The 11,765-nt window shown below is 43.7% G+C and carries 21 protein-coding genes; all 21 read right to left on the bottom strand.

Annotation, left to right across the window (positions count from 1 at the left end):
- Positions 1 to 69: 69 nt before the first annotated feature.
- The 21 genes from ARB69_RS27845 to ARB69_RS26970 all read right to left on the bottom strand — a co-directional run bounded on the left by ARB69_RS27845 (position 70) and on the right by ARB69_RS26970 (position 11,577).
- Positions 70 to 558 (bottom strand): Thoeris anti-defense Tad2 family protein, encoded by a 489-nt coding sequence (locus ARB69_RS27845; RefSeq protein WP_242857666.1) that lies wholly within the window; start codon positions 556 to 558, stop codon positions 70 to 72.
- A 35-nt stretch (positions 559 to 593) separates the two neighbouring features.
- Positions 594 to 950, bottom strand: coding sequence for a hypothetical protein (locus ARB69_RS24825; RefSeq protein ID WP_055155325.1), 357 nt, complete (start codon positions 948 to 950; stop codon positions 594 to 596).
- A 201-nt stretch (positions 951 to 1,151) separates the two neighbouring features.
- A complete protein-coding gene (locus ARB69_RS24820; RefSeq protein ID WP_157355742.1) occupies positions 1,152 to 2,009 on the bottom strand; it encodes a radical SAM protein in 858 nt (285 codons plus the stop codon).
- A gap of 138 nt (positions 2,010 to 2,147) precedes the next feature.
- Positions 2,148 to 2,369, bottom strand: coding sequence for a hypothetical protein (locus ARB69_RS24815; RefSeq protein ID WP_055155323.1), 222 nt, complete (start codon positions 2,367 to 2,369; stop codon positions 2,148 to 2,150).
- 240 nt (positions 2,370 to 2,609) lie between these two features.
- Entirely contained in the window at positions 2,610 to 2,795 is a 186-nt protein-coding gene (locus ARB69_RS24805) for a hypothetical protein (protein ID WP_055155321.1), read from the bottom strand.
- Between the two features lie 188 nt (positions 2,796 to 2,983).
- Positions 2,984 to 3,172, bottom strand: a complete 189-nt coding sequence (locus tag ARB69_RS24800; RefSeq protein ID WP_055155320.1) for a hypothetical protein — start codon at positions 3,170 to 3,172, stop codon at positions 2,984 to 2,986.
- A gap of 17 nt (positions 3,173 to 3,189) precedes the next feature.
- On the bottom strand, positions 3,190 to 3,339 hold the full coding sequence (locus tag ARB69_RS26985) for a hypothetical protein (protein WP_157355740.1): 150 nt from the start codon (positions 3,337 to 3,339) through the stop codon (positions 3,190 to 3,192).
- A 19-nt stretch (positions 3,340 to 3,358) separates the two neighbouring features.
- Complete coding sequence (locus ARB69_RS26980; RefSeq protein ID WP_157355738.1) at positions 3,359 to 3,508, bottom strand: hypothetical protein; 150 nt, start codon at positions 3,506 to 3,508, stop codon at positions 3,359 to 3,361.
- Positions 3,483 to 3,821 (bottom strand): hypothetical protein, encoded by a 339-nt coding sequence (locus ARB69_RS24795; RefSeq protein ID WP_055155319.1) that lies wholly within the window; start codon positions 3,819 to 3,821, stop codon positions 3,483 to 3,485. Before ARB69_RS24795 ends, ARB69_RS26980 begins: the two co-directional genes overlap by 26 nt.
- Positions 3,808 to 4,131, bottom strand: coding sequence for a hypothetical protein (locus ARB69_RS24790; protein WP_157355736.1), 324 nt, complete (start codon positions 4,129 to 4,131; stop codon positions 3,808 to 3,810). The genes ARB69_RS24795 and ARB69_RS24790 overlap by 14 nt, the downstream gene beginning before the upstream one ends.
- A gap of 32 nt (positions 4,132 to 4,163) precedes the next feature.
- Complete coding sequence (locus tag ARB69_RS24785) at positions 4,164 to 5,546, bottom strand: DEAD/DEAH box helicase (protein ID WP_055155317.1); 1,383 nt, start codon at positions 5,544 to 5,546, stop codon at positions 4,164 to 4,166.
- Positions 5,537 to 5,968 carry a Holliday junction resolvase RecU gene (locus ARB69_RS24780; RefSeq protein ID WP_055155316.1) on the bottom strand — a complete coding sequence of 144 codons (432 nt, stop codon included), beginning with the start codon at positions 5,966 to 5,968 and terminating at the stop codon, positions 5,537 to 5,539. Before ARB69_RS24780 ends, ARB69_RS24785 begins: the two co-directional genes overlap by 10 nt.
- Before the next feature lie 292 nt (positions 5,969 to 6,260).
- Entirely contained in the window at positions 6,261 to 8,174 is a 1,914-nt protein-coding gene (locus ARB69_RS24775; protein ID WP_242857665.1) for a DUF927 domain-containing protein, read from the bottom strand.
- A complete protein-coding gene (locus tag ARB69_RS24770; protein ID WP_025654066.1) occupies positions 8,128 to 8,721 on the bottom strand; it encodes a CHC2 zinc finger domain-containing protein in 594 nt (197 codons plus the stop codon). The genes ARB69_RS24775 and ARB69_RS24770 overlap by 47 nt, the downstream gene beginning before the upstream one ends.
- Positions 8,699 to 9,313 carry a hypothetical protein gene (locus ARB69_RS24765; protein ID WP_025654065.1) on the bottom strand — a complete coding sequence of 205 codons (615 nt, stop codon included), beginning with the start codon at positions 9,311 to 9,313 and terminating at the stop codon, positions 8,699 to 8,701. The genes ARB69_RS24770 and ARB69_RS24765 overlap by 23 nt, the downstream gene beginning before the upstream one ends.
- A gap of 2 nt (positions 9,314 to 9,315) precedes the next feature.
- Complete coding sequence (locus tag ARB69_RS24760; protein WP_025654064.1) at positions 9,316 to 9,975, bottom strand: AAA family ATPase; 660 nt, start codon at positions 9,973 to 9,975, stop codon at positions 9,316 to 9,318.
- Positions 9,976 to 10,566 carry a hypothetical protein gene (locus tag ARB69_RS24755; RefSeq protein WP_025654063.1) on the bottom strand — a complete coding sequence of 197 codons (591 nt, stop codon included), beginning with the start codon at positions 10,564 to 10,566 and terminating at the stop codon, positions 9,976 to 9,978.
- A 1-nt stretch (position 10,567) separates the two neighbouring features.
- A complete protein-coding gene (locus ARB69_RS24750) occupies positions 10,568 to 10,759 on the bottom strand; it encodes a hypothetical protein (protein WP_055155315.1) in 192 nt (63 codons plus the stop codon).
- A 5-nt stretch (positions 10,760 to 10,764) separates the two neighbouring features.
- Positions 10,765 to 11,262, bottom strand: a complete 498-nt coding sequence (locus ARB69_RS24745; protein ID WP_055155314.1) for a siphovirus Gp157 family protein — start codon at positions 11,260 to 11,262, stop codon at positions 10,765 to 10,767.
- Positions 11,246 to 11,413: a hypothetical protein gene (locus ARB69_RS26975; RefSeq protein ID WP_157355734.1), complete on the bottom strand. Its 168-nt coding sequence runs from the start codon at positions 11,411 to 11,413 to the stop codon at positions 11,246 to 11,248. The genes ARB69_RS24745 and ARB69_RS26975 overlap by 17 nt, the downstream gene beginning before the upstream one ends.
- The gene (locus ARB69_RS26970; protein WP_157355732.1) at positions 11,413 to 11,577 is read right to left on the bottom strand and encodes a hypothetical protein; all 165 of its coding nucleotides are present in this window, start codon (positions 11,575 to 11,577) and stop codon (positions 11,413 to 11,415) included. Before ARB69_RS26970 ends, ARB69_RS26975 begins: the two co-directional genes overlap by 1 nt.
- Positions 11,578 to 11,765 lie beyond the last annotated feature (188 nt).

The raw sequence follows: 11,765 nt of genomic DNA, 5'->3' as shown, positions 1-11,765 counted from the left end.
GAAAGCGAAAATCCTCCAAAGCATTTATTAACTGCGATCTTCATAAATAATCTCCTTTTCAATTTTGGTTTAGTCCACAATCTCCCAATCCTCTGAAAACAGCTCAATCATTGTTTCTTTCCACGGTACTCGACCAAACCGACTTTCCACATATAGGTATGGAGCCGTCATTTTGCTGTGCTCATCTGGATGCTGTACTCTGATTGCCACATCTTCTTTCCAATGCGGCAATCTCATTCCCTTGCCATACTTTTTTACCATGCGGAATGCCGTACCAAAATCCAGTCTCTGTTTTCCACCAAGAACAGGACAATTCGTTTCATCCGCAATCATCCACTCATCGGAAAGAATATTTCGCAAAGTATATTCCACTCGCTGTGTCTCTCTGATATCAAGTACCGGTGCCTGTCCTTCGTCCGCATCCTCTGGGCGACAGTTCATCATAATAGTTTCCTTCCGCTCGTCCCAGAACCAATACCCACCCCATGATGGTAATTTTACTTTTGCTCCATTTTTCATTGCTTCAAATGCTTCTTTAAAATTCATATATTTAATCATAATCCCCTTCTTTCCCCGGTCTGCCGCCGGAAGCCCTAATCCGGTTTTATTGCTTTTACATACATTTCATGTTCCAACTTCTGCACGAGATTCATCATGTTAATGCCACCGATTGAGTATGCTATTTCCGCCGTATGCTCTATGATTTTATCGCAACAGTCATGGTCAATCCCTTGGTCGTGCACTGCAATAATACATAATGCGGCAAGCCTTTTTGATATATCCAATCTTTTCTCTCTGGTCAAAATCATATTATTCTCCTCCCTGCCGTGCAGGTATAACAATTTTTCGATTGCCCAACACAATGTATCTTCATCTTCAATTTTAAGTCCGACCTTTTCGCCTATCAGATCCAATATAATCTGGGACAACGCCAGTCTTTTAAATATCATACTTTACACCTCCTAAATGTCAGATTCCGCTCTTGCTGGTTGCACATTTCCACATCCACGACAATATGTTTTCCCTTCGTGCTCTCTTGTACCAGTACAATTATGTACCTCTACACACATAGTCTCATTTACCTCTACAAATTCTTTTTCATTAATCTCACTCATATTCTTTATCCTTTCTTTCGTTAAATGTCAGTTTAGTTAATATCTAAATCCTTTACGCTGGCAGTATTCTAGCCATGTTTCTGATCGGTAACATCCGCCATACATATACCTCTGCTGGAATTCAAGTTGTGCCTTATTTGGCATAACCCCCAACCGCTCATTACGTTCCGCCTGGGCATACAAATTAATAGCCTTATACCCTTTCAGCGCCTCCACGCGCTCCGTCGCGTCTTCGATATCCGCTGTCACCAGCAAATATACAAAAATCCTATATGGTCTAATCCCGTGTTTCCCAAGCAACTCAATCGTTCGGCGGATCGGCTCAATCTGCGATTTCTGGTCGCAGGAAAACCGAATAAATCTGATCCATTTCAGCCTTGTAAATATCCCGGCTATGTAATTGTCTACCAGCCTGGCATCCATGCCTTGGTTAAGATCAATCCGGTAGCCGCTGCCGATCATACTCTCCAACTGCTCTATACCATAGTCACAGGCCAGAATATTATTGTCCATCAACACCAACTTGTCCGTATCCGATCTGACTATATCCTGCCAGTTCCGGTATGGCCTGATCTGCCCTTCCTTTTTAGGGACAATGCACCATCGACAATGATTCGGGCATCCTCTTGTTATGTATCCGATAGCATAATCACAGTCAGGGTATATGGAGTAATCCGGATACATGTTGTCTATCTCTGGCGGCAACTCCTGATCCATTGGCAGATCCCGATATCCTGTGCCACCACGGATCGCATTATCTGGCAAATATGGATTATCCGGTGTAAAATCAAATACCTTGCTACTATACACTCGATCATACTGTGTAGTGGGTATCCACCACTCGACTGTATCGCCCCGGCTCTTATGCCAAGCTGATATTTTCATAAGTGCCAAGTTTGGGAAATTCTTACCGCGCTTAAAATGTTCTTTTTCTGCATCATGCAGTCCTATTTTCATTTTTTGAAAGGAAGCCGTGTACACTTTGCCCTGCAGGAGCTCCCGCCTCCTTCCTTTGATCGCTAAATGTTAATTTTAAGCTTTATCCATTTCCCGTTGTTTCCAATATTCTTCCTTTAAAAAAATAATATCTTTTGCAACTCCAAATCCTTGACAAAAATTATCATCAATATTTTCAATAAAATCTTCGTCATACTCGTATTTGTACAAGATTTCTTGTATCTTTTTCTTACATAATTTTTTTTTACCTTCAGTATAAGATGGAATTTTTGAATCTAAATGTGCAGGATATATCATAGTATTACTTCTCCTTAATGTTAATTCTCCATATAGTTATCAGTCGTTGATAAAAATAATTTTGTCGCTACCCACGGCAAATAATTTTGGGTGTTTAAAAAGTAAACTCTGCCGCTGGTTATTTTAAACAGTGATCCCGGGTTTACTGTTATTCTCCCGACATCACAATAAAATGCGTCAAATTGTTTTATGACCTTATATTTTTTATTTTCCATTTCTCCTAAATGTTAATTCCTCCGTCTAAATATCAGAATCATCTGAAATCCCCATCCAATTGACAATTATCGGATTCCACTCAGATTCAATAATATTGCTTATTTCTTTTTCCGCATCTCTAATATCCTTTATCGTCGGCGGGGAATGTCTAAAATTAACAACTGCATTTCCCATGCTCATACCAGCTATATAAACTACTAAATATTTCAAATTATTCCTCCTAAATGTCCAAATCTCTTTTTAACCGTCTTCTTGCCATACGGCGGAACAATCTCTTTAAGTTTCCTTTCCATTTAGGACAGTATATACGACCACAATTTAGATCATATGCCGTCATATCATTCTGATATTTATTTTTAAAGCAATCTTTTCTCAACTTTATCCTCCTTTGGCAAATTCTAATATTCCCAGCCAAATGGCTCATGCCACACCTCTGTCTGCGGAAGTGGCTTAAACACCTCCAGACACAACTCTCGGTCTGTCTTAGCCCTAAATCTTGGTTCCGGCTGTGCAAATGGACAGAACACCTTATCCGATATATCATCCTGCTGAAGCTGTGCGCATCGGCTACACTGAAATGCTTTCATACCACACCTCCTAAATGTTAATCCTCTACATATGGCCACCCCTCACAGCCATTATCTCTGCTATCATATTGTTGGCATCCATCCATGCACTCCTCATAGTTGCAATCATCACAGCACTTTTCTGGAGTAATGCAATCCTTTGTAAAAAAATCCGCTTTGCATTTCATTGCTTTGTCCTCCTAAATGTTAATTCTCAGAATAAACAGACTTCCAAAACCCATTAAAACCGTCTATTCCTTTTTCATTTACCGACTCCACACACTTATTGCACCGCTCTTTATCTGATACTAAAATGTAATAATAGCAGTTCTCACATTCTTTCAATTCTTCGTCCATGTTCTTCTCCTAAAATGTTAATTCCTGTCTCCCTTTCCAGCGCATCGTTCAGCAGCCGAAAATAATCCGGATCGTCTGGGATATACCGCATCTGATCCACCGCAAAAACCAAAAACCTTGTCAGGCGCTTTTTTCCGTAATTATGATGTCTATAAAGATAGTCCGCACTAATCAGCAGGAAACAGTCAAATGCCTCCCTTATTGCCTCCTCAGTCTGCTTCTTTTGCGCTTCCTGGAATTGAGGATCCTTCATGGCTTGCTCTACCAGATTATGTATCTTTGCTTTCTTGTGCTGCTTATCAACCCAGCTCATCTTTATCCTCACTTTCCAATCGTTCAATCGCTGTAGCAGTCAATCCAGTAAGCAGTGGATCATTACAGCACTCTTTTATTTTGTTACACATAAAATCCCGAATCGCGTCATATTCCTCATCTGTAGGGTCAAAATATGCCAATTCTGCAAGAATCTCTACAAGAGTCCTAACAACCCTCGTGCATTCCGTTCTATAGTCCATTTGCGCTTGTTTTATGCTCTCACACAGCCTTTCATAGGACACTCTGTATTTTCCTTCAAGATCTGCCGGGTTGAGCGCAGCTTCATTTTTTAATCTTATCGTCTGCAAGTGCTTGATTTTCCTGTATAACTCCACTGTATTCACGTAATCCTGCACCCCGCTTTCCTGTAACTGGTCTTCCTGCGTTTCCATTGGTTTTCGCAGAACCCGATATCATCCACATAGTCATAGCAGACCGCATCTTCCTTACCCTCAAATGTCCTGGCAATCCGGCCAATGCTCTGTGTAACCACGGCATAGTCTTTTTTAGGAGTAGCCAGGTATAGCCTGTCCAGACATGGGATGTCAAGTCCCTCTTTCGCAAGACTGAAGGACGCGAACAGATAGCGGAGCTTCCCTTGCTTCATGTCCTCAATGGCTTGCTGCCGCTGGGTTCTTCCTTTCTTACTGGTCATCTTCCCATCTATCATTGCGCTCTGTTTACGAATTTCTTCTGGAATTATCCCCATGAGCAACCGCAGATGATCCAGCCTGTCTGACAGTATTAGGTTTGAGTGCTGCGCATTCCTGATCAGGTCGTCCACAATCCCCTGGCACCTCTCTATGTTCCCGGTCAGGTACTGCATCAGTTTGCTGTATACCAGCGTCCCATCCGTGTCCAGACAAATCCTGTCGATCTTAATACCCGTGTCTCGCCTCACTATAGTTACTTGCATCGTCTTCTCTGCAACCGCCTCGTCCGGGACCTTATACCTTACATCCCCCAACGCCGCGAATGTACTCTTGATCAGCCCATCAGCCCGGTGCACTGTCGCTGATAACCCATACTTATATCTTGCAGCCAGGGAGTTTATTACCCGGTAAAACATCTTCATACTGGCCGGAGTGCCCGACACCCTATGGCATTCATCTACAATAATTACGTCCCAGGTATACTTATACTTCTGAAGATCTAATTTAGCCAACGTCTGCACCGTTGCAAAAGTAATATGACTGCCAATATGCACCTTACCTGCCGTAATCTTCCCCAGCGTTTCTTCTGGGTAATATTGCCGCGCCCGCTCATAGGACTGGTTCAGGAGATCAGCGGTGTGCGTAAGCCACAATGTTTTACGCTGCAGGCGCGCTGCCAAGGCTATGCCCATCTGCGTCTTTCCTGATCCGCATGGGGATTGCAGGATCCCGCATCCAGCCGCCTGCATTTCTTTCACGGCTATTTCTTGATAATCGTACAATGGGACAATACCGTCAAACGTTAGTGGGCCATTGTCAGCCACATCCAGCCTTATATCCGCACCGGATATAAGTGGCCTTATCTCCTTCCCGGCCCCGCAGGGTAACACCAGGGCCTCTCCATCCACATAATACAGATACAGTTGCTTCTCGGTATTCCCTGTCCATAATCCCATCCGCTGCTTCTTGGAATATTCTGGATTTGGGATGACCAAGTTCTCACGGGCCCAGCTTACAATCTCTGGCGTCGGCGAAGTTATAAATATTTCATTGCTGATTGTTACCTGCATTGCGTCACCTGCTTATCCAGTTTGTTCTGATGCTCCATCCACTGGTTGAATGTCCTGCCACATCTTAAAAGCTCCTTATACCTCACCTGTTTACTACCATTTTCTTTCATGATGGTCAGCATCCTGTGCGGAACGATAATTACTGTTTCCTGAATCCTGACCACGAACAGCCCCTGCTTGTTTCCAGTCATGCTCCATAGTGTCATCGCATTGTGCTGGTTTTCTTCTATCCGGCTCAGCAGGAAAGCATCTCCCTGGCAGTCCTTGCAGTCAAAGACGTATGTTGCTCCGTTCCTTGCTGCAATCACGTCAAATGGTTGCCCATTCCTGTTATCACTTAAGCAGTGCGCCCAGAATCCGTTATCCGAAAGCATCTGTGAAAATTCCCTTTCAAATGCTGTTCCTGTGCTTTTATTGCTCATTTAATACCTCCATTTTTGCATTGTCTTACCATTTTAGGTAATCGTCTTACCCGTTTCCACCAAGAAAAGTGTCCCCAAACCCAGTAAAAACGTTGGGTCTTACCGTCTTACCAGAAAATACACCATACAACCACATATTTTTAGAGAAAAAATTTCATTGTAATTTTTACGCCTACACGTATATGGTACATGGTAAGACAGGTAAGATGGTAAGACTATATATTATAAAGCGCGTATTTGCGCTGTTTTATGGTCTTACTTTTTGTCTTACCAAAATTTTCGTGGTAAGACTTTAATCGAATGGAAGTTTTATCTGTTCCTCTTCCACCGAAGTAAACCCATCCTCGTCTGCATCCGGCTCCATGCTTATTTTTAAATAACTTGCCTTGATTCCATGTACTTTGGTCTGATGGACGAATTTGCCTTGCGTATTTTTTACAAGCCGGTTCTTTTCTGCCCATTTCTTGCTGATTGCCGCATAATCAAAGCCGCTTTTCTCCAAAAATTCGCATAGCACATCTTTATTTACTACAGCTACCGGTGGTATCTCTGGCTTTTCATCATTGGTATCAATTCTTCCCCAAACTTCTCCTTTATTGACCGCATCTGTTTCGGTTGGGTTTTGGAAACGTACTGGATTTTTTGCTATCCAGTTGAGAACCATCTGATAAGACCGCTCTGCTGCGTCTACTTCGTTTGCGCTCCTGAGATACTCTTTCACATCAGCTATAGTTAATGGGGTTTCGTCCGTAAAAATCAATTCCGTAAGTATCCTGTCTGCCATAAGTATGCAGGACATTGCCATTGCTTGTTTCTCTGTTGTGTCGAGTTTGCACATGGCATCAAAATAATGCTTGTATTCTTCCTTCAATTTTCTAGTCTCGGTGCCACGCAGATAATCCACTAGCATTTTTCCTGCAAAACCGTGGTTTTCTGCCAATACTGATACGCTGTAATTTCCGTCTTCAAGCAGCTTGGATTCAACCTCTATTTCTATCACCCTGTTTTTTGACCCCGCCCTGCTGTTCGCTTTCGTGATAGGTTCTTCACCTGTAAACAAAAAGCTATTGCACCATGTCATCGTTTCTTTTACGCCCCCAGATGCTTTACCCTGCCCCCGCATAATACCTTCAGTCAGCCTGTATATCAGTTTGTCATAGTTGGTTGTCCATCTATCTTTTACAGTCTGTAATTCGTCACCAGCGAAAGGTATGGATCGCAGGAACGCTGCGGACTCCATATAAAAATACTGCGTATTGTCCATCGTTTTTACCAGTCCGCCCATTTTAGGATTCCCCCATATAGACATGGCTGCCATTACTGCCACGGTTTTACAGGTGCCTGATTCACCACTCCAGATATGGAATACAAACGGAAGGGCATTTACCAGACTAAGCAATGGACTTGCCGCGCTTGCCGCAAATGCCATCCTTACGATTTTGTTTTTCCTGAGCGCAGAGCAATGGTCTTTCCACGCATCAAAACTGCCTTCCTGTTTTATGTTTTTGAATACAGCATTGAATTTTTCGTCTCCGTCATACACGATGTCATCTGCATAAGGCATGAATTCGTTTCCCGCCCAGCCTAATCGATTGATAGACTTCTTGGGCTCTAACTTCGCTGGATTGTATCCTACGCAGTCACTGATATACCGGACAAGTGCTTTTGAGTTCTCAGATGTGACCTCTATCCCTATCTTGCTAAGCACCTTGACAATGGCGTTATTGTCAGCGCAGATATCTCTGCCGACTGTTACCTGGCACCATTCTCCATACTTAAAATAAGCAAGCCGCACTCTCTCTTCACTGTTATCTACATTCTTAAGGATCTCCACTGGCAGAATTGGGTGGGTGCAGGCGCTCATGGTTACAGGCATCCCTTTATTGTCATACTTCATCATCGTGACACCTGAATCGTTTGCCCGCCACTGCCCACATTCCAGTTCGAGTGGCTGACCCGTGAAAGCGGTTTTGTTGCCTGTCTCTTTCATTTTTTCCGCGTAGTCCATGAAGAATGACTTAAGGACAGAATTGAACTCGCTCACGCGTTTCAATGCGCGTGCCTGGCGTTTCAGTGCTTCTATATATTGTGTGCGTTCTAGATTGTCTTCTATATCGAAAATATGATAGAAGATCTCATCAGGGAACTGTTCCGCAGGGCTAAGCGAAGTCATCCCATCCAGCAATTCTTCTTTCGATTTCTCCAAGCTTTCTCACCGCCTTTCTGTCTGCATAGTATTCTTCCGGGCATTCCTTAAGGCATTCAAGCCAGTATTCCACAATTGACAGCTCTTGCATTGCCTCATCAAAATGTGGACTGGAATACTGCTGTGCTGCGTTGCATAACAGTTTCCAATATTCCCATAGTATACTATGGGCCTCTTCCTGGAATTTCCGCAGTTTCCGGTATCTATTCTGCCTGTCCTGCCGTTCCCTCTTCTCTCTATATGTAAGTCCTTCTGTCTTTATCGGAAGGGAAAAGTCATCGATCAGTTTAAGGCACGCCTCACGGTTTCCAAGCCCGAACAGGAGCCCAACAAACTTGACTACGTCACCGCCCGCGCCGCACGACCAGCAGTAGAAACCTTTCCCATCAGGATAAATTTTCATGCTCGGGTGTGTGTCTTTGTGGAACGGGCATAAGCATACTCTCCCACGCTGTACCTTATACCCGTAAAATTCTGCCACACGTTCCATGCTGAGAAGGCGTTTCACCTCATCGTAATCCTCTTTACATAAACGGCAGCTCTTCATCTATTCCATCCGGGACTTGCATAAACCCGTCACTGTCAGCTGGGCCGTATGACGTAGATGCCTGCGGTTGCGGCTTATCAGCACTCTCCTCAAGTAGTTTGTCCTCGGGTACTGTCGCATCTTTTAACCCGTCAATGCTGCGAATCTGGAAGATTTTTGTTGCAAATGCCTTTCTTCCGTCATCGGTCGAAAACTGCTCCCTTCCCATAACTGCACCAAACTTTTTGCCAACAAGTGTTTTCTCATTTCCTTCTTTTCCCCACGGGAACTGATAGCCCTGGTTAGATTTCTCTATACTGGTCATAAGCCCTTTAAAAAATGGAAGGCTTGTTCCATCCATAATCTGCTTATGTACGCCTTTCCATTTAGCTTTGTCCCCGTTCATTCTTTTTGATGCATCGAACTGCGCCTGATAAAAGCCTTTGTGCTCCCCCTCGGCTACATCAAACAATATCGCTATCTGTGGGCGACCATTCGATGTCTGTGTTTCACTCACCTGCTTAATTGCACATATGTACAGTCCGGCCGGGAGCTGCATAGATTCCCCTGTGTAAGCCGCTGCTTCATCATATCCTGTTGGTTTTGTTATCATAGTTAGTTCTCCTCCTGTTTCTCTGCATTTTTCGGGTTCTCAATCCCATAATACTCCCTGATTTTATTGTCGACATATAGAATGTCGTTTGGTATTTCTATGTCTTCAAACATCCCTTCCGGTGACTTGCTGATTGCACTGCCGTCAGACTGTGTGATGAATTTATGTTCAGTCATATTGTTAACGCACCTGAGTACGATCGTAAACATACCTTCCAGGCATATTTTTTCATCAAGCAGTTTTCCTATTGTCTTTGCCTTTACATTTCCGTAATCATCCGTATCCTCATGCATCATAATGTATACGATTTTGTCAGGGGACAGTTCATTTACAATAAACTGAATCATATTCCAAAAATTATCTCCAAGTGTGTTGTACAGACCAAATACATCGTTTCCCTTCCCCTTTGTGCTGTGATTTTTCATGAAATAGTTGGTAATGAGATACCCTGCATCATCGGCAATTACTGATTTTGCAGGAGCGGACTTAAGGGCTTTATGTACGGTGTTGTAATCATCTGTTATCCACCCATTTATTTTCCCTCGGAATGGGAGAGGCTTGTTCAGGACTCTTATAAGGTTAAAGTCTTTTCCCACGCAGTTCTTCATGCTTGCGCTCTTCCCGCTCCCGGATTTTCCAATGATCAGAACTGGTATTGCCATCTAAACGACCTCCTTCTCGAATGAATGCGTTGCCAATACGTCCATGACATCCAATCCATTGCCACTTATATCTGTCTTGCAGATCGACAGGGCCGAATGTTCATTTTTCCAAATCAAGACTGACCCATTACGGCTTGTTGAGCATGGCCCAGCCGGCCTGCTCTCCCCACCCAGTTCCCTCATGTCCAGAATGTCATACAGATATGTACTGACAGCAATAATCTCCTGCGTCCCAATATTTTGCAAAAATCTGAAATTCTTCCAGCTTTCATCGTATACAATTGGCGTAACCAAGAACGGAACTTTTGCATCCATGAACATACTTGGAAGATCCAGGTATTTGTTCTCTGCTATCTCATACTGTACCGGATTGTCTTTTTTGGCCTTAAAGACATAACCTGCCTTCGGCAGTTCGCCGGCATATTCCATCACAGTAGCCTTCACCCAGTTCGGTACATACCCTTCTTCCGTCCATGTCGTCCATGTTCCTCCGCATATTACCAGTCCACCGTAAACACGCCCAACTGTCAGGCCGCCGCCTTTAAAAGCGTCTTTAACCCATTTCTTAAACTGCGTCTTATTCAAAAACATTTTATTTCCTCCTGTATTCGTTTTTACTCTTTTTAATCGCCTCAGATACCAGCTCTATCACGATCTCACACTCATGATATGTAGGATTATAGAGGTTCCTGCCTCCCACCAGTCGGTCAGTTATGTCAGCAGCCGTCTTCATGATCTGGTTCATCCTGTATGGAGGGATCCCCTGTATTTTCTTTTCATCCATAACCGTCACCTGATATTGAGGTGCTTGCCATATGGCTCTAAATGCGCCCATTCTACTTCTTTTTCTTTTAGAAGCTCTCTTACCTTATCCTTGTCCACCACCGGTGGCTGCGGAATTAGGAATTTGCCCGGGATATCATCCAGGTTATCAGTAATTTCCAAGGGCTGTTTCCCGCTGTTCTTGGATACACTGAAGCTGAACAGGACAGTCTTGAATTTGGTCTTTCCGATATATTCCAGATTTGCCTGCAGCGTTTCCTTGAGACGCTTCGCCCTGCTTTCTATTGATTGCCGCCTCCGCCTTATACGGTCCTCTTCTGCACTTAAAATCTTCGCATCAGAGAGCATATTCTTGATCAGCTTCGCGTAGTTGTCTGCTTTCTGTTCGATCTCGCCATCAATTGATTCCAATGTATCCAGGATAATCTGCTCATCTGTTTCTCCGTCATAGAGCATCCCTTCTACTTCCTTCCATTGGTCTGTCAATTCATAAATACTGCTCATGTTCTTCCTCCTTGAATTCGGTCATTCTATAGTTCTCAGCCTTCCGCCGTCTTAAATCTCTGTCGATCTCTTCGAGATCCTGCCGGACCAGCCTCTCCTGATCCGCCCACTCCATGTAATTGCCGTCGTCCCAGTCTGGCTCCTTCCACACTACTTGTCCTCCTTCTTGACGTACAGGTCATAGCCTTTGCAACCTGACAGCCGCAGTTCCAAACTTTCCGCGATGCTACCGGCAGTAGCCATGTCTTCCGCTTCGATTTCGCAAGCAAACTGCCCGCCGCCGGAGAAATAAAATACAAGATTAAATTTTCTCATTTGACGTATCCTTTCTTTTGGTTTACAATAAAGTTGATTATTTGCGTGAGTGCTTACGCCACTGCAATGGCTTATGTAAGCGCTCTTTTTTATTTAATCCGGTAAAGCAACTGAAACTTATATCCAATCTGCTCAATATCTTCCACGGTCAAAATTTTTCCTTCTTCCGGCCGGCCATTGAGTTTAAA

This window comes from Faecalicatena contorta (assembly GCF_001404335.1).
In the GTDB taxonomy this organism is placed as follows: domain Bacteria; phylum Bacillota; class Clostridia; order Lachnospirales; family Lachnospiraceae; genus Faecalicatena; species Faecalicatena contortus_B.
The sequence above is the reverse complement of the archived record's forward strand: the minus strand, read 5'-3'. Positions and strand labels throughout refer to the sequence as shown.